Source organism: Streptomyces sp. NPDC058741, from assembly GCF_042746715.1.
Lineage (GTDB): Bacteria > Actinomycetota > Actinomycetes > Streptomycetales > Streptomycetaceae > Streptomyces.
Genome location: NZ_JBHYQH010000011.1, coordinates 81,971 through 98,590, shown reverse-complemented (window position 1 = coordinate 98,590; position 16,620 = coordinate 81,971). Strand labels below are relative to the sequence as shown.

14 protein-coding genes and 3 pseudogenes are annotated in these 16,620 nt (G+C 72.7%); 4 read left to right on the top strand and 13 right to left on the bottom strand.

What is annotated here, in order from left to right; all coding sequences use genetic code 11:
* Window positions 1-9: 9 nt before the first annotated feature.
* From ACFW6P_RS12095 to ACFW6P_RS12085, 3 genes are all read right to left on the bottom strand, one after another.
* Window positions 10-753, bottom strand: a complete 744-nt coding sequence (locus ACFW6P_RS12095) for an RloB family protein (RefSeq protein ID WP_386351759.1) — start codon at window positions 751-753, stop codon at window positions 10-12.
* The gene (locus ACFW6P_RS12090; RefSeq protein ID WP_386351762.1) at window positions 753-2,021 is read right to left on the bottom strand and encodes an ATP/GTP-binding protein; all 1,269 of its coding nucleotides are present in this window, start codon (window positions 2,019-2,021) and stop codon (window positions 753-755) included. Before ACFW6P_RS12090 ends, ACFW6P_RS12095 begins: the two co-directional genes overlap by 1 nt.
* A gap of 129 nt (window positions 2,022-2,150) precedes the next feature.
* Complete coding sequence (locus ACFW6P_RS12085; protein ID WP_386351765.1) at window positions 2,151-3,434, bottom strand: adenylosuccinate synthase; 1,284 nt, start codon at window positions 3,432-3,434, stop codon at window positions 2,151-2,153.
* 186 nt (window positions 3,435-3,620) lie between these two features.
* Here ACFW6P_RS12085 and ACFW6P_RS12080 point away from each other — a divergent pair, with 186 nt between their 5' ends.
* The 3 genes and pseudogenes from ACFW6P_RS12080 (at window position 3,621) to ACFW6P_RS12070 (ending at window position 6,224) form a co-directional block, all read left to right on the top strand.
* Window positions 3,621-4,502 carry a diacylglycerol kinase gene (locus ACFW6P_RS12080; RefSeq protein ID WP_386351768.1) on the top strand — a complete coding sequence of 294 codons (882 nt, stop codon included), beginning with the start codon at window positions 3,621-3,623 and terminating at the stop codon, window positions 4,500-4,502.
* A 100-nt stretch (window positions 4,503-4,602) separates the two neighbouring features.
* Window positions 4,603-5,084, top strand: a pseudogene (locus tag ACFW6P_RS12075) (ATP-binding cassette domain-containing protein); the annotation flags it as partial.
* Window positions 5,081-6,224: pseudogene (locus ACFW6P_RS12070) on the top strand (hypothetical protein). The pseudogenes ACFW6P_RS12075 and ACFW6P_RS12070, both read left to right, overlap by 4 nt.
* Window positions 6,225-6,263: 39 nt before the next feature.
* On the opposite strand, the gene ACFW6P_RS12065 reads toward ACFW6P_RS12070, so the two are convergent.
* The 7 genes from ACFW6P_RS12065 to ACFW6P_RS12035 form a co-directional block, all read right to left on the bottom strand.
* Window positions 6,264-7,472 (bottom strand): cytochrome P450, encoded by a 1,209-nt coding sequence (locus ACFW6P_RS12065; RefSeq protein WP_386351771.1) that lies wholly within the window; start codon window positions 7,470-7,472, stop codon window positions 6,264-6,266.
* Window positions 7,473-7,542: 70 nt separating this feature from the next.
* Window positions 7,543-8,208, bottom strand: a complete 666-nt coding sequence (locus ACFW6P_RS12060; protein WP_386423579.1) for a response regulator — start codon at window positions 8,206-8,208, stop codon at window positions 7,543-7,545.
* Window positions 8,205-9,542, bottom strand: coding sequence for a sensor histidine kinase (locus ACFW6P_RS12055; RefSeq protein WP_386351777.1), 1,338 nt, complete (start codon window positions 9,540-9,542; stop codon window positions 8,205-8,207). The genes ACFW6P_RS12060 and ACFW6P_RS12055 overlap by 4 nt, the downstream gene beginning before the upstream one ends.
* A 122-nt stretch (window positions 9,543-9,664) precedes the next feature.
* Complete coding sequence (locus tag ACFW6P_RS12050; protein WP_386351780.1) at window positions 9,665-10,531, bottom strand: alpha/beta hydrolase; 867 nt, start codon at window positions 10,529-10,531, stop codon at window positions 9,665-9,667.
* A 264-nt stretch (window positions 10,532-10,795) separates the two neighbouring features.
* Window positions 10,796-11,992: a kynureninase gene (gene kynU / locus ACFW6P_RS12045; RefSeq protein WP_386351784.1), complete on the bottom strand. Its 1,197-nt coding sequence runs from the start codon at window positions 11,990-11,992 to the stop codon at window positions 10,796-10,798.
* On the bottom strand, window positions 11,985-12,815 hold the full coding sequence (locus ACFW6P_RS12040; RefSeq protein WP_386423577.1) for a tryptophan 2,3-dioxygenase family protein: 831 nt from the start codon (window positions 12,813-12,815) through the stop codon (window positions 11,985-11,987). Before ACFW6P_RS12040 ends, kynU begins: the two co-directional genes overlap by 8 nt.
* A gap of 134 nt (window positions 12,816-12,949) precedes the next feature.
* Complete coding sequence (locus ACFW6P_RS12035; protein WP_386423575.1) at window positions 12,950-13,108, bottom strand: DUF3151 family protein; 159 nt, start codon at window positions 13,106-13,108, stop codon at window positions 12,950-12,952.
* Between the two features lie 57 nt (window positions 13,109-13,165).
* Between ACFW6P_RS12035 and ACFW6P_RS12030 the strand changes: the two genes are divergently transcribed.
* The gene (locus ACFW6P_RS12030) at window positions 13,166-13,585 is read left to right on the top strand and encodes a DUF3151 domain-containing protein (protein WP_386351793.1); all 420 of its coding nucleotides are present in this window, start codon (window positions 13,166-13,168) and stop codon (window positions 13,583-13,585) included.
* An 81-nt stretch (window positions 13,586-13,666) separates the two neighbouring features.
* Here ACFW6P_RS12030 and ACFW6P_RS12025 read toward each other — a convergent pair.
* From ACFW6P_RS12025 to fbaA, 3 genes and pseudogenes are all read right to left on the bottom strand, one after another.
* Window positions 13,667-13,955: pseudogene (locus ACFW6P_RS12025) on the bottom strand (DUF3151 family protein); the annotation flags it as partial.
* Window positions 13,956-14,019: 64 nt separating this feature from the next.
* Window positions 14,020-15,516 (bottom strand): MFS transporter, encoded by a 1,497-nt coding sequence (locus ACFW6P_RS12020; protein ID WP_386351795.1) that lies wholly within the window; start codon window positions 15,514-15,516, stop codon window positions 14,020-14,022.
* A gap of 73 nt (window positions 15,517-15,589) precedes the next feature.
* The gene (fbaA, locus tag ACFW6P_RS12015) at window positions 15,590-16,612 is read right to left on the bottom strand and encodes a class II fructose-bisphosphate aldolase (protein WP_386351798.1); all 1,023 of its coding nucleotides are present in this window, start codon (window positions 16,610-16,612) and stop codon (window positions 15,590-15,592) included.
* Window positions 16,613-16,620: the final 8 nt, after the last annotated feature.

Below are 16,620 nucleotides of genomic sequence, written 5' to 3'. Positions count from 1 at the left end.
CCCCTCAGCCTAGTAGCGGCTGAGGAGCAATCCTTCCTCCACGAAGCGCCAGACGTCGGTGTAGGGGTCCCAGTCGTTCGGGTTGGGCGAATCGCAACGCTTGTTGATCGCCAGTGCGTACTTCTTGGCGTTGCGGTAGCTGCTGCCGTCCTCGCTCAGCACCTGTTCCTCACGCACGTGCTTGGACTGGTCCAGGCTCACCGATCGGACATTGCGGCCGTAGGTCGTCGCGAAACCGGGACGCGACCGCAGGCGACTGTTGGCGTCGTCGCAGACCCCGCCGAAACTGCTCGTGTAGTTGGTGTAGTGGAGCAGCCTCCAGAGCTCGAAACAGGGATGTGAGTAGGCCACCCTGATCCCCTCCTTGTCGGCCAGGCGCATCGCATCGGGGATGGACGGATGGTCGTCGCGGTCGAAGAGCACCCACACCTGCGGCCAGTTCCAGTCCTTGTCCCGCTTCAGCCCGGCGTCCTTCGCCTCCCGCTCGACCTTGCGCAGGGTGCGGACGGCCTCCTGGACCAGCTGTAAGGGCTTCCGCAGCTTGCTCTTGGTGTTGGGGTTGCCAATGTGGTGCTGGACGCTCCGTCCGGGCTCGGCGGGGATCCCGTTCTTCACGATGATGTCGATGTACTGGGGCTCGGTGACCTCGCCCTCGGTGAAGACGTAGACCTGCCGGGACCTCGCGGCGCGGCCCTTCGTCCCGCCTGCGCCCTTCCTCCGGTTGATGCCGTCCCCGCCCCTTGTCCTCGCCATCAGCCCTCTTCCGTCTCCGTCCGCGCCAGCTCGTCCGCACGCAGCAGTCGCCGCCCGACCTGTCCTTCCGACACTCTCGGCACCGCTCCGAACGAACCCGCGAGGTAGGAGGTCATCAGGTCCTCCTCCTCCGTCGGCTCCCAGTCGGCGACCGACGACAGGGTCGTGGCGCCCCGCTCGTCCTTCTCAGTGAGCCAGATCTGGCCCGGTTGCAGCAGCCGGCCGCCCCCCGGTGCACGGAGCAGGGAGGGATCATGGCCGGTGAAGACGAGTTGCGCCCCCTTGCGGTTCACCCGGGGCGACTGGAAGAGGCGTACGACCTCGGCCGCGAAACGCGGGTGCAGGCTGGAGTCGAGCTCATCGACGAGGAGTACCGCGCCGGTGTCCAGAGCAAGGAGCAGCGGTCCGATCAAGGCGAACCAGGAGCGGGTCCCCCAGGACTCCGAGGCCCAGTCCATGAGGGTCTTCGTGTCGCTTCCCGAGTGCTCCAGCCGGACCAGGGGGCGGCCTGAGGAGGTCTGCTCGACCTCCACACCGGTGATGCCCAGGTCGGCCACGCGCAGCAGTTCCTCGGCCCGTCGGCGGAAGTCCTCGCTGCGCAGCAGACGCTGGGCAGTGTAGGCCTCGCGCTCGCGGCGCTCCGTCTCCGGTGTGACGTCCCAGAGGTTGTCCCTGAACCAGTCGAAGACGGGCGTGAGCTGCTGGTGGCCGCCGTTTCCGGCGCGCGTGAGCAGCAGGTCGTCGGGGGCCATGGTGCGGGCCAGCCTGGCGCGGTCGTGGAGCCGGTCACCCGGGAAGTCGAAGGGGTTGTCGCGGGTGGCGTCCCGCTCGTACCAGACCTGGCGGCGGCCCTTCGGGTAGGCGTACAGCCACTCCGCCTCAACCCTGCGGGAGCCCAGTTCGAAGCCGTAGGTCCAGCGGACACCGTCTTCCAGGACGATGTCCGCCTCGTAGAAGGAGGTCTCGGAAGCGGCCTTCGGATCGAGAGCGAACTCGTCACGCGGGATACCGTCGTAGGAGGTCCAGTCGGCGTAGGAGCGCAGCACCACGTGCCGCATGCTCTTTAGGGCGGCCACGACGTTGGACTTGCCGGACGCGTTGGCGCCGAAGACACCCAGCACGGTGTGGACGGGGAGCCGACGGCCGTCGGAGAGCACGGTCTCGGTGGCGGCAGCGCACTCCGCATCGGACTCCTCGTGGGCGACGAACGACAGTTCCTGCTCGTCGCGCAACGACCGGACGTTCGCCACCCGGAATCTCAGCAGCATCCTGGCTCCCTCATGGCGGAAAGATTAGTCACACACCGCCGGTTCCACAGGCCGGATGCATGGGTCTCGCGACCTCCGGCGGCCGGCACTCGAAGGCGGGCCGGCCGCCGGAGCGCGGCGGGTGTCGTCCTACAGGAACGAGTTGATCTCGATCGTCTCGTCCCGGCCCGGGCCCACGCCGATCGCGGAGATCGGGGCGCCCGACATCTCCTCCAGCGCCTTCACGTACGCCTGGGCGTTCTTCGGCAGGTCGGAGAAGGACTTGGCCTTGCTGATGTCCTCGCTCCAGCCGGGCAGCATCTCGTAGACCGGCTTGGCGTGGTGGAAGTCCGTCTGGGAGTACGGGAGCTCCTCGACGCGCTTGCCGTCGATCTCGTACGCCACGCAGACCGGGATCTGCTCCCAGCCGGTGAGGACGTCCAGCTTGGTGAGGAAGAAGTCGGTCAGGCCGTTCACGCGGGTCGCGTAGCGGGCGATGACCGCGTCGAACCAGCCGCAGCGGCGGTCGCGGCCGGTGGTGACGCCGCGCTCGCCGCCGATCCGGCGCAGCGCCTCGCCGTCCTCGTCGAACAGCTCCGTCGGGAACGGACCGGCGCCGACACGGGTCGTGTACGCCTTGAGGATGCCGATGACCCGGCTGATCTTCGTCGGGCCGACACCGGCGCCGGTGCAGGCACCGCCCGCGGTCGGGTTCGAGGAGGTGACGAAGGGGTACGTGCCGTGGTCGATGTCCAGCAGCGTGCCCTGGCCACCCTCGAACAGGACGACCTTGTCCTCCTCCAGCGCCTGGTTGAGCACCAGGACGGTGTCGGCGACGTACGGCGCGAGCTTGTCCGCGTAGCCCAGCAGCTCCTCGACCACCTGGTCCACGGCGATCGCGCGCCGGTTGTAGAGCTTGGTGAGGACCTGGTTCTTGACGTCGAGGGCCGCCTCGACCTTCTGCGTCAGGATCGACTCGTCGTAGAGGTCCTGCACACGGATGCCGACGCGGTTGATCTTGTCGGCGTAGGTCGGGCCGATGCCGCGCCCGGTCGTGCCGATCTTCCGCTTTCCGAGGAAGCGCTCGGTCACCTTGTCGACCGTCACGTTGTACGGCGTGATGATGTGCGCGTTTCCGCTGATGAGGAGCTTGGAGGTGTCGACACCACGCTCGTTCAGACCGCTCAGCTCGGAGAGCAGGACCGACGGGTCGACGACGACACCGTTACCGATGACCGGCGTGCAGCCGGGAGACAGGATTCCGGAAGGGAGGAGGTGCAGGGCATACTTCTGGTCGCCCACGACCACCGTGTGGCCGGCGTTGTTGCCGCCCTGGTAGCGCACCACATAATCCACCGAACCACCGAGCAGGTCGGTGGCCTTTCCCTTGCCTTCGTCACCCCACTGAGCACCGAGCAGCACAAGTGCGGGCACGCGCGTACACCCCTTCCGGGCGGGGCATGTCCATGGTCGAGGGCGTACGCGGTGGAACTGCGACCGCGTGCACCGCGACCGCCGTTGGCCGCCAACCGTCGGACCGGATGCCCCGGAATAGACGAAGCCCCTGGCGCAATAGCGCAAGGGGCTCTTGCACAAAGATGCTACCCGAGGAAGCGAGGCATGGCCGAGGTGGCGCATTCCGCGATGTCCGAGCAGCTGCTGGTGGTGATCGACCCGGTCGCCCGTCGGTCGGACGGCGAGTCCGTCCGGATCGCGAAAGACGTGCTCGGAGCGGGTGCCTCGATGAAGCTGTGCCTGCCGGACGGGCCAGAGGAGTTCGCGCGGGCGCTGCGGAGGCGGGGTGCGCGGCGTCCGGTGGTGGTGGGCGACGACCGCGCCCTGATCCGCGCGGTGTCCCTGCTGCACCGGCACCGGGAGCTGGCCGGATGCGCGCTGTCGGTGGTCCCGGTCGGGCGCGCGCTGTCCCTCGCGGGGTCGCTGGGCGTGCCCACGGGGACGGTGGCGGCGGCTCGGGCGGTGCTCGACGGGGTCGAGCGGCGGATGGACCTGCTGGTCGACGACAGCGACGGGGTGGTGCTGGGCGCCCTGCGGATACCGCCGCTGTCGCCCTCCCCCGGCTGGACGGACGAGCAGGCCGCGCCGGACCGGGCGGGTACGCCGGGCCGCCCGTGGCTGCGGACCTGCCAGTCCCTGGTCCGCGGTCTGGTCCCGGCCACCCTCCCGTCCCGGCTCGCCGCCGCGCCCGAGCCGGGCCCGTCCCGGCTGCGGGTGGAGGTGGACGGGCGGACCGTGGTCGACCTCGACCAGCCGGTCGAGGCGGTGTCGGTCTCCCCCGCCGCCTCGGGCGTCGCCTCGGTCGAGGTCAGGCCGGTGTCGGTGGGCGCCGAGGCCTCACCCCTGCTGGCTGAGGGCCGCGCGGTGACGGTGTCCGGGGCGCACTTCCGCTACCGGGCGGACGCGGTGGTGTCGGGACCGGTACGGACCCGGACGTGGGTCGTCCGGGAGGGGGCCTGGGGGCTGACGGTGCCGGCGGGCGCGTGAGCCGGACTGCGGACGGCTACCCCAACCGCCCGCCGGCCCGGACGTCCTCCACCGCAACCTCCGACCCGGACGCCCTCAACCGCCCGCCGGCCCGAACGTCGGCGAGGTCCACGGCTTCCTCGGCCCGAACGGCGCCGGCAAGTCCACCGCCATCCGGGTCCTGCTCGGCCTGCTGCGCGCCGACTCCGGCGCCGCGCAGGTGCTGGGCCGCGACCCGTGGGCGGACGCGGTGGAGGTGCACCGCCGGATCGCCCACGTTCCCGGGGACGCGACCCTGTGGCGCAACCTCTCCGGCGGCGAGGTCATCGACCTCTACGGCCGGCTGCGCGGAGGCCTGGACGCGCTGCGCCGGGCGGAACTGATCGAGCGCTTCGAGCTCGACCCCACCAAGAAGGGCCGCACCTACTCCAAGGGCAACCGGCAGAAGGTCGCCCTGGTCGCCGCGTTCGCCTCGACACCGACCGGCTGGACGGCGTCCTGCGGTCGCTGAGCGAGTCGGGGGTGCGGACGCTGACCTCCGCACCGCGCACCCTGGAGGAGCTGTTCCTGCGGCACTACCAGCACGAGGCGGGCACCCGATGACCACGTTCGCCCTGCGGCCGCCCGGTTCACGTCAGCTGGCCGGCACGGCGACCCTGCTGCGGTTCGCACTGCGCCGCGACCGGGTGATGATCCCGGTCTGGGTCGCCGTGACCGCCGCCATGGTCCTGTCCGTGCCGGGCACGCTGGAAGGCCTGTACGGCACCCCGGCCGCACGCGCCGACCTGGCCGCCCGGATGCGGGCCGAATCCTCGCTGCGCGCGATGGTCGGCCCGGTCCTCGGCGACTCGCTGGGCGCCCTGACGGCGTGGCGCGTCGGCGTCTACGCGGGCGCCCTGGCCGCCGTCACGAGCCTGCTCGTCGTCGTACGGCACACCCGCGACGAGGAGGAGAGCGGCCGTCAGGAGCTGGTGGCGTCCGGCAGGGTGGGCCGCCGGGCCTCCCTCACGGCCGCCCTCCTGGCGGCGGCGGTCGCGAACGCGGCCCTCGCTCTGCTGGTGACGGCGGGGCTCGCCGGGCAGGGCACCACGGGCGCCCTGGCCCTCGGACTCGGCATCGCCGCGGTCGGGATGGTCTTCGCCACCACGGCGGCGATCCTCGCGCAGCTCACGGAGGGCGCCCGGCTCGCCCGGGGCCTGACGGCGGCGGTGCTCGGCGCCGCGTTCGTGCTGCGCGCGGCCGGGGACGCCGCGACGGACGACGGTTCCTCGGTCCTGACGTGGCTGTCACCGCTCGGCTGGCAGGAGAACCTGCGTCCCTTCGCGGACGAACGCTGTGGGTCCTGGCGCTGATCGCCTTCGGCGGGGCCGCCCTGATCATGCTGCCGGCGGGCCTCGGCCTCGCCGCGGCTACGGCGGGCAGACCGGCCCGGTCCTGGCGGCCTGCCTGGTGCAGCTTCCCGCGGTGTGGGTGATCGGCGGGGTGGCGGTGCTGCTGCACGGGGTGCTGCCCCGGGCGGCCGCGGCGGCGTGGGCCGTCGCGGGGGCGGTCCTGCTGATCGGCTGGATCGGCCCGGCGCTGGACGTGCCGCAGGCCGTCCTGGACGTCTCCCCCTACGGCCACCTGCCCAAGCTGCCGGGCGGGCGGATGGAGTGGGGGCCGGTGGCGGTCCGGACGGTGCTGGCCGTGGCGCTGGTGGGCGCGGGGCTGGCGGGGCTGCGGCGCCGGGATCCCACCACGTGACCGTGACCGTGGCCGGAGCGGCGGCCGGCGCCCGCGCCGTCAGCCCACCTCCACGCTCAGCCCTTCCAGGCCCCTGATCACGAAGTTGGGCTTGCGCACCGGCTCCGACACCGGCCGCAGCGTCGGCGCCCTCTCCAGCAACGCACCCATCGACGCCGCCAGTTCGATGCGGGCGAGGGGTGCACCGATGCAGTAGTGGATGCCGGCGCTGAAGGAGATGTGGGGGTTGTCCCGGCGGGTCAGGTCCAGCCGGGACGGGTCGGCGAACACCGCCGGGTCGTGGTTGGCGGAGCCGAAGAGCAGCGCGATCTCCGCGCCGCGCGGGATCGTCGTGCCGGCGATCTCGATCTCGTCCAGGACCCAGCGCTCGAACAGCTGAAGCGGGGTGTCGTAGCGCATCAGCTCCTCGATCGCCGAGGGCACGAGCGTGGGGTCGGCGCGCAGCAGTTCCAGCTGGGACGGGTGGTGGAACAGGGCGTTCCAGCCGTTGACGGTGGCGTTCACCGTGGCCTCGTGGCCGGCGTTCAGCAGCAGGACCGCCGTCGAGATCATCTCCTGCTCGGTGAGGCGGTCGCCCTCGTCGTGGGCCTCGATGAGACCCGAGATCAGGTCGTCGCCGGGCTGCTCGCGGCGGGCCGCGATCAGCTCGCGCAGGTAGTCGGAGAACTCCACCGACGCCCGGACCGCCTTCGCCGCCGTCTCCTCGGACGGGTTCAGCTCGTACATGCCGCAGATGTCCGCCGACCAGGGGCGCAGCGGGGCCCGGTCGGCCTCCGGGATGCCCAGCATCTCGGCGATGACGGCGACGGGGAGGGGCTCGGCGACGTCCCTCAGCAGGTCGCCGCCGCCCGCCGCGACCAGGGCGGAGGCCAGCTCGTCCGCCAGCCCCCGCACGTACGGCTTCAGCCGCTCCACCGTGCGCGGGGTGAACGCCTTGGACACCAGGCGCCGGATCCGGGTGTGGTCCGGCGGCTCCAGGTCGAGCATCCCGTGGTCGTTGAGCGTGTGGAACGGCTCGTGCTCCGGCGGGGGCGGGGTGCGGCCGAACTCCTCGTGCGTGAAGCGGTGCTGGTACGTCCGGCCCAGGCGCCGGTCCCGCAGCAGCGCCGAGACGTCCGCGTGGTGCGGGACGAGCCACTGGTTCGTGGGCTCGAAGAAGTGCACCCGGCCGCGCTGGCGCAGCTCGGCGTAGGCGGGGTACGGGTCGGCGAGGAAGGCCGGGTCCCACGGGTCGAATGCGGCAGCCATGCCGGGACGCTAGCCGCACACCCCCCTCCCTGACCAGGGGGGTTCGCGCACCCGGCCGGCGCGCCCCCGGTCAGCCCGGCGTCACCAGCCTCGCCTCGTAGGCGAACACCGCCGCCTGCGTGCGGTCCCTGAGGCCCAGCTTCACCAGGATCCGGCTGACGTGCGTCTTGATCGTCGACTCGGCGACCACCAGCCGCTGCGCGATCTCCGCGTTCGACAGGCCCTGCGCGATCAGGACCAGCACCTCCGTCTCCCGGTCGGTGAGGTCGCCGTACGCCGCCTGCGCGGAGGGCATCAGGCGCGGGGTCTCGGAGAGCCTGGAGAACTCGGTGATCAGGCGCCGGGTCACCGAGGGCGCCAGGAGTGCCTCCCCGGACGCCACCACCCGCACCCCGTCGGCCAGTTGGCGCGCCGAGGCGTCCTTCAGCAGGAAGCCCGAGGCGCCCGCGCGCAGCGCCTGGTACACGTACTCGTCGAGGTCGAACGTGGTCAGCACCAGCACCTTCGCCGCACCGTCCGCGGCGACGAGCTCGCGGGTCGCCTCGATGCCGTTCAGCTCGGGCATCCGGATGTCCATCAGCACCACGTCCGGGGCGAGTTCGCGGACCTTGGCGACGGCCTCGCGGCCGTTCACCGCCTCGCCGGCGACCTCGATGTCCGGCATCGCGTTCAGCAGCACCGAGAAGCCCTCGCGCACCATCATCTGGTCGTCCGCGATCAGCACGCGGATGGTCATGCCTCGTCCTCGTCCGGCAGGGCGACCGGCAGGAACACCGTCACCTCGTGGCCTCCGTCGTCCGTGTGGTCCGCCGTCATCCCGCCGGCCAGCATCGTCACACGCTCCCGCATGCCCGTGATGCCGTGCCCGGCGCCGGGCGAGGGCTTGACCAGGCCCGGGTGGGGCGGCGGGCCGTTGACTATGCGCAGGCCCAGGCCGCCCAGGACGTAGCCGATCTCGACCCGGGCGGTCGCGCCCGGCGCGTGCCGCAGCGTGTTGCTCAGCGCCTCCTGCACGATCCGGTAGGCCGACAGCTCCACCCCCTGCGGCAGCTCGCGCACTGCGCCGGTCACCACCTTGTCGACGCTCAGGCCGGCCTCGCGCACATTGGCCAGCAGCCCGTCCAGGTCGGCGAGGGTCGGCTGCGGGGCGTCCGGGGCCTCGTAGTCCTCGGCCCGGACGACGCCCAGGACGCGGCGCAGTTCCGTCAGCGCCGCCACCGCGTTCTCCCGGATGGTGGCGAACGCCTTCTCCAGCTCCGGCGGCGGGTTCTCCACCCGGTAGGGCGCGGCCTCCGCCTGGATGGCGACGACCGACATGTGGTGGGCGACGACGTCGTGCAGCTCGCGGGCGATCGTCGTGCGCTCCTCCAGCTGCGTGCGCCGGGAGCGCTCGTGCGCGGTCACCGTCTGCTGGGCGGTGACCTCCTGCACGGCGTCGCGGCGGACGTGCCAGACGGTGACCGCGAGCAGGACGAACGCCGAGATCACGAGCATGGGGCCGGTGTTGGTGCCGTACCCCCCGAGCGCGCCGAACAGCGTCTCCGCGAGCATGCCGTACGCGGCGGTCAGGACCCACATCCAGGTGGCCGTGCGCGGTCCGGTCCGCACGGCCACGATCGTCAGGACCGTCAGATGGCAGGCGAAACTGCCCGGCAGCCAGGGCCAGTCCCCCCCGTAGTCGTCGGCCGGCAGGGCGAGCGGGGTGGCCGCCATGGACAGCCAGAACGCGCCCACGGGCCGGGCCAGGGTGAGCAGCACCGGGATCGCGGCGAGCAGGCCCAGCAGCAGGGCCACGCCCTCGTCGGCCCCGGCGACGGCCAGGCTGAGCAGGGCGGCCGTGCCGACCAGGGCGTGCGGCGTCCAGGCCGCGTACTCCCGCAGCCGGCCGGGGAGCCTCCTGGTCAGCGGCCCGTCGACGCGCATGCGCGGCAGCGGGCGGTAGGCGAACGCGTCGTGGATCAGATCCTGCCGCAGTCCGTGCAGGAGGTTCGCGGCCATCCGGAACTCCGGGCTGCGCGGTCTGGCCCGGTCCCCCGGCGGCGTGGTCTGCGGATGAGTCGTCTCGGTCACGCTCAGAACGGTAAGCGCGCTCCCGGCCCCCGGTCGTCCCCTTGCAGAGGGGTCCCTCGGCATCCGTCTCAGGTACTACGGGCCGGCGTCGGCCGCTCCCCACGGGGCTCGAGGAAGGCCGTTCACCAGGCCAGTTGCGCGATCTCCTCCGCCACCACCGCGCACGCGTCCGCCGCCGGGTCGATGAGCGGGAAGTGCCCCACGTCCTCCAGCAGCGTCACCCCCACCATCTCCCCGGCCTTGGCCGCCGCGTCCGCGTACGACTCGGCGACCGGCTGCGGTACCTCGAGGTCGCTGCGGCCCTGCACGACGGTCGTGGCGATGCCGGTCGGCAGCAGCAGCGCCGGGTCCGCGTACGGCAGGCGCTCGGCGAAGTGCTCGTCCCCACCGAGGAGTTGGCGGGCGGCGCCCCCGCACACGCCCAGCTTGTCGGCGACCGAGAAGTCCGCGATCGGCGCAAGGGCGACCACCCCGCGCAGCGTCGCCGAGGCGTCCGAGCGCCAGGGCGAGTCGGCCGGCAGGACGTGCCGGGCCGCACCCCACAGCGCGAGGTGCCCGCCCGCCGAGTGGCCGGTGAGGACCGTGCGGCGCGGGTCGGCCTGCGGCAGCGTCTCCCGGACCAGCGCCGGCAGGGCGTCCAGGGCGGCGGCGACGTCGTCGAAGGTGTCGGGCCAGCGGCCCGCGAGCAGGTCGTCCCCGCCGCCGCGCCGGTACTCGACGCTGGCGACGGCGAACCCGCGGCGGGCCAGGAACTGGGCGAAGGGGCTGATGTGCCGCCGGTCGTACGGCGCGCGCCAGGCACCGCCGTGCAGCACGGCGACGACCGGGGCGGGCCCGCCCGGGCCGGCCTGTGCGCGCGGGGCGTAGAAGTCGATCACCTGGTCGGGGTGGCCGCCGTAGGCCGCGGTGGCGTCGGGGTCGACGGGCGCGTGGGAGAACACCGACTTCTCCTCGGCGGCCGCCCGGGCCGCTGCGACGTCGTCCGTCATGCCTCAACCTCTCAGCGCTGAAACGTAAGCGGCCAGTCCGGTGCGGGAGTTCAGCCGTTGGCCGGGACGGTACCAGGCGCGTGACATGCGTGAACACGGGGATGTCACCCTGGGTGAGGCCCCGGGCGGACCCGTCCGCGCGGGACCATGACCGACCCGTCCGCGCGGGGCCATGACGGACCCGTTGGGCGACCGCGGGGCCATGACCGACCCGTTGGGCGACCGCGGGGCCGGACGCCGCAGGAGGTCCGGCCCCGCCGCCGCTCAGGTCAGCGTCTCCGCCAGCACGCGCGCCGCCCGCTCCACGTCGGCGAAGCCCACGTACAGCGGTGTGAAACCGAAGCGCAGCACGTCCGGCGCCCGGAAGTCGCCGACCACACCCCGTTCGATCAGCCGCTTCATCACGTCATCGGCGTCGTCGCAGCGCAGCGCGATCTGGCTGCCGCGCTCCTCGTGCGCCCGCGGCGTGAGGCACTCGACCCGGCCCTCGGGGACGTACGCCGCCACGCACTTCAGGAAGAAGTCCGTCAGCGCGAGGGACTTGGCCCGCACCGCGTCGACGGACACCCCGTCCCACACCTCCAGGGCCGCCTCCAGCGCGAGCAGGGAGAGGATGTCCGGGGTGCCGACCCGGCCGCGCGGCGCTCCGGAGGCCGGTTCGTAGCCGGTCCGCATCCCGAACGGCTCGGCGTGGGAGTTCCAGCCGGGCAGCGGGGAGTCGAAGCGGTCCTGCAGCTCCCGCCGCACGTACAGGTAGGCCGGTGAACCCGGCCCGCCGTTCAGGTACTTGTAGGTGCAGCCGACCGCGAGGTCCACCCCGTGCGCGTCCAGCCCCACCGGCAGGGCGCCCGCGCTGTGGCACAGGTCCCACACGGCGTACGCCCCGGCCTCGTGCACGGCGGCCGTCAGGGCCGGCAGGTCGTACAGCCGGCCGGTGCGGTAGTCGACGTGGTTGAGCAGGACCGCGGCGGTGCGCCCGCCCAGCGCGGCCGGGACCTCCGCGGGCGCCACGGGTCGCAGCGCGCACCCGGTCATCCGGGCGGCGGAGCCGGCGATGTACCCGTCGGTGGGAAAGGTCGTCGCGTCGACGAGGATCTCGTCCCGGCCGTCCCCGGCCATCCGCACGGCGGCCACCAGCGCCTTGAACACGTTGACGCTCGTGGAGTCGCCGACCACGATCTGCCCGGCCGCCGCCCCGACCAGCGGGGCGATCCGGTCACCGATCCGCTCGGGCGCCGTCCACCAGCCGCTCTCCTCCCAGGACCGGATGCGCAGCTCGCCCCACTGGCGGCGGACGACGTCCTCGATACGGCCGGGCACGACGGCGGGCAGCGCGCCCAGCGAGTTGCCGTCGAGGTAGACCACGTCGTCCAGGACGAACGCGTCCCGCGCGCCGCGCAGGGCGTCGGCGGCGTCCAGCTTCTCCGCTTCGACGGCCGGCTCGGATACCGGCTCAGACATGGGACCGCGCCGTCCACAGCTCGGGGAAGACGTTCTTCTGCGCGCGCTTCTCCAGCCAGGCCACCCCCGCGGAGCCGCCCGTGCCGGTCTTGGCGCCCATCGCGCGGCGGGTGGCGACCAGATGGTCGTTGCGCCAGCGCCACACCAGCTCGGCGACATCGCTCAACGCCTCGCCGAGGCGGGCCAGTTCGTCGCTCTCGTCGCCCGAGTAGACGGCCGTCCAGGCCGCCTCCACCTCCGGCGAGGGCTCGTAGCGCTCCGCGACGTCGCGGTGCAGCACGTACCCCGGGATGTCGTACCCGCGCCGCGCGAGCAGCCGCACGACCTCGTCGTACAGGCTCGGCTCGTGCAGCGCCTTCTCCAGCTCGGCGTGCACCCGCGGGGCGCCCCGGTGCGGGACGAGCATCGAGGCGGACTTGTCGCCGAGCAGGAACTCCATCCGCCGGTACATCGCCGACTGGAAGCCGGAGCCCTCGCCGAGGGCGCCGCGGTACGAGTTGAACTGGGCCGGCGTGAGCTGGGCGAGCGGCCTCCAGGAGGCGTTCAGCGCCTCCAGCTCCCGCACGGACCTCTTCAGCGCGTGGAGGGCGGTGGGCACGTCGTGGCCCCTGAGCGCGTGGGACGCCGTCTCCCACTCGTGGACGATGACGGTGAACCACAGCTCCATCACCTGGGTCGTCACCAGGAAGACCATCTCTCCGGGGTCGTCGGAGAGGGTGTGCTGGAGGTGGGTGAGCACGTCCGCCTTGACGTAGTCCTCGTACGGCGTCGTGCCGTGGAAGTCGAGATGCGGGGTCTCGGGCTCGTGAGCCTCGTGGGACATCGCTGTCTCCTGCAGATAACTCCGGGTAGCGGTCCGCCCCTGCCGATGCCGGCACGGGGGCCCCGGTCCCCACCGGCATCCTGCGGTGTCGCCCCCGGAACCGCAAGGCGCGCCCGCGCGCGGCGGGACGGGCCTCACGTGCACGGACGGTCGTCAGCCCAGGACCTGCGCCGCGGTCGGCGAGGAGTCCTCCAGGAACGGGAGCAGCGCTCGTACTCCTCCTGCTCGCCGACGGCCTGCGCGGCCCGGGCGAGGGCGTGCAGGGCCCGCGGGAAAGCGCGGTTCGGCTCCACGGCCGATACGCCGCAGAGGCGTCCCGGAGGCTTATCCGGAAGTGGCAGACTGCTTGCATGACGACGCACAAGAACCTGCTCGGTGGCCCGGACCCGACGTACCTGCCGGAGAACGAAGAGGCGTACCGCCTTCTGGGCGAGGAGTCCCGGCCCCCGGCCGAGGTCGCGGCGAAGCACCCTACGTTCTCGCTCGCCTGGGCGATGCTCGCGGACGACGCCTTCGAGGCGGGGCGAGTGATCGAGTCGTACGCCTACGCGCGCACCGGCTATCACCGCGGTCTGGACTCGCTGCGCCGCGCCGGGTGGAAGGGACACGGCCCCATCCCTTGGGACCACCGGGCCAATCGCGGATTCCTGCGCTGCCTCGCCGCCCTCGCCCGTGCCGCCGGCGAGATCAACGAGAAGGACGAAACGGAGCGTTGCTGGCAGTTCCTCAAGGACAGCAGCGCCGAGGCGTACACCGAACTGAAGCGGTAGTCACCGCAGTTGAAACGACTGTGCCGCCGTCACTCAGGGAGCGGCGGCGGCAGGGAATGCAAAAGCAATCCGATCACATGGAGGACCATTCCCCCACGGCACCGGACCGTGACCCTTCCCGCCGTTGCGGCGCAGCGCGTCCAGCCCGCGGTGGTAGCCCGTCCGGGCGTACGCGTACGACTCCACCGCCGCGCCCCGCTCGAACGCGTCGTCGGCGAGCTGCGCCCAGGCGAGCGAGGAGGTGGGGTGCGCTGCCGCGGCCTCGGCGGGCGCGGCACCCGATGCGAGCATTTCCCGGGGCCCGGGGCCCGGGGTCGTCGGGGAGACGAGTCGGGGGCGGACCCCCGAGCAGGTTCTCGTGAATGGAGATGCCCCAAGCTGCGCCATGCGCCGGGACCGCGGTCACGCGCGCCGCCGGACGACGGAGGGTGCCCCTACGACAGCCGCCTGCGCACCCGCTCCCCCTCCAGCGGCGGCGAGGTGACGCCCCCGGACGTCCGGCACTCCGGCCGCCTGCAGTCCGGCGGCGGCCTGCGCACCACCGCGGCCGCGAGCACCGCCCCGGCGACCAGCGCCCCCGCGCACCACCCCATGGCCCTCTCGAACGCCGCGTCGAAGGCGGCGGGGTCCCGGTAGGCCTCCTCCCCCATCCCGGTCAGCAGCGGCAGCGCCGCCACCGCCACCAGGCCCGCCGCCCGGGCCGCCGCGTTGTTGATCCCGCTGGCGAGCCCGGCCCGCACGACGCTCACCGAGCCCAGCACGGCCGCCGTCAGCGGCGCCACCAGCGTGACCATCCCGAGCCCGAGCACCAGCAGCGCGGGCAGCACGTCGGCGAGGTAGGACGCCCCGGGCCCGACCCGGAGCATCAGCAGCATCCCGGCGGCGGCCAGCAGCGGCCCCACCGTCAGCGGGATCCGCGGCCCGATGCGGTCGGCCAGCTCCCCGGAGCGCGCCGACAGCGCCAGCATCAGCACGGTCGTCGGCAGCAGCGCCGTACCGGCCGCGAGCGCCGAGTAACCCACGGCGACCTGCAACTGCAGCGCGGCGAGGAAGAAGAACCCGCCGAGCGCCGCGTACACGCACAGCGTGACGAGGTTGACGGCCGTGAACTGCCGCGACGCGAAGACGTCGAGCGGCATCATCGGCTCGGCCCGCCACCGCTCGACCAGGACGAACGCCACCGCCGCGGCCACCCCGGCCACCCCCGTGACCCAGACCACCGGACCGCCCTCGCCGGCCCCGATCAGCGCGTACGTCAGCAGCGCGAGCGCCAGCGCCCCGAGCACAGCGCCGAGCACGTCGAACCGCCCGGGCGCCGGCCCGGCCCCGCCCCCGTCCGGCCGGAAGGCACCGCCCCCCGACTCGGGAACGTGCCGCAGCGCCACCGGTACGCACACCAGCGCCAGCGGCACGTTCAGCAGGAACACCCACCGCCAGCCGGGCCCGTCCACCAGCCAGCCGCCCACGAACGGCCCGACCGCCGCCCCGATCCCGCCGAAGCCGGACCACAGGCCCACGGCCCGCCCCCGGTCGTCGGGGTGGAAGGACGCCTGGATCAGGGCCAGCGACCCGGGCGTCAGCAGCGCCCCGCCCACTCCCTGCAGGGCCCGCGCGGCGATCAGCACCGGCGCGTCGGGCGCGAGGCCGCACAGCAGCGACGCCACGGCGAACCACACCACGCCGACGACGAACACCTTGCGCCGCCCGAAGCGGTCCCCGAGGGCCCCGCCCAGCAGGATCAGCCCGGCCAGGGTGACCATGTAGGCGTTGACGGTCCACTGCAGGGCGGCCAGGTCCGCGTCGAGGTCGCGGCCGATGCGCGGCAGGGCGATGTTGACGACGGTCGAGTCCAGCAGGGCCATGCCGGAGCCGAGCACGGTGGTGAGCAGGATCCACCTGCCGCGCGACGAGGCCAGCCGGACTTCGGGCATGCGGGGAGCATACGGAAGAACCCGGCACCGCGGGAGGTGCCGGGTTCTTCCCGGAGGAACGGGCGACCGGACGTTACTTGATCTTGGTACCGGTCGAGCGGAGGTTGCCGCAGGCCTCGACGACGCGGGCGGCCATGGACGCCTCGGCCAGCTTGCCCCAGGTGCGCGGGTCGTAGGTCTTCTTGTTGCCGACCTCGCCGTCGACCTTCAGGACGCCGTCGTAGTTGCGGAACATGTGGTCGGCGACCGGGCGCGTGAAGGCGTACTGCGTGTCCGTGTCGATGTTCATCTTGACCACGCCGTTCTCCAGCGCGGTGCGGATCTCCTGCTCGGTGGAGCCGGAGCCGCCGTGGAAGACGAAGTCGAACGGGGAGGTCTTGCCGAACTTGGCGGCGACGCCCTCGTTCAGCTCCTTCAGCAGCTCGGGGCGCAGGACGACGTTGCCCGGCTTGTACACGCCGTGCACGTTGCCGAAGGAGGCGGCCAGCAGGTAGCGGCCCTTCTCGCCCAGGCCGAGGGCCTCGGCGGTGCGGATCGCGTCGTCGACCGTGGTGTAGAGGGAGTCGTTGATCTCGTGGGAGACGCCGTCCTCCTCGCCGCCGGTGGGGGTGATCTCCACCTCGAGGATGATCTTCGCGGCGCGGGCCAGTTCCAGCAGTTCCCGGGCGATGGAGAGGTTGTCGGCGAGGGTCTCGGCCGAGCCGTCCCACATGTGCGACTGGAACAGCGGGTTCAGACCGGCCTCGACGCGCTTCTGGGAGAGCGCGAGCAGCGGGCGCACGTACCCGTCGAGCTTGTCCTTCGGGCAGTGGTCCGTGTGCAGCGCGATGTTCACCGGGTACTTCTCCGCGACGATGTGCGCGAACTCGGCCAGGGCGACCGCGCCGGTCACCATGTCCTTGCTGTACTGCCCGCCCAGGAACTCGGCGCCACCCGTGGAGATCTGGACGATGCCGTCGCTCTCCGCCTCAGCGAAACCGCGCAGGGCCGCGTGCAGGGTCTGGGTGGAGGTCACGTTGATGGCCGGGTAGGCGAACTTCCCCGCCTTCGCCCGGTCCAGCATCTCGTTGTAGACCTCGGGAGTTGCGATGGGCATGCGTCCGC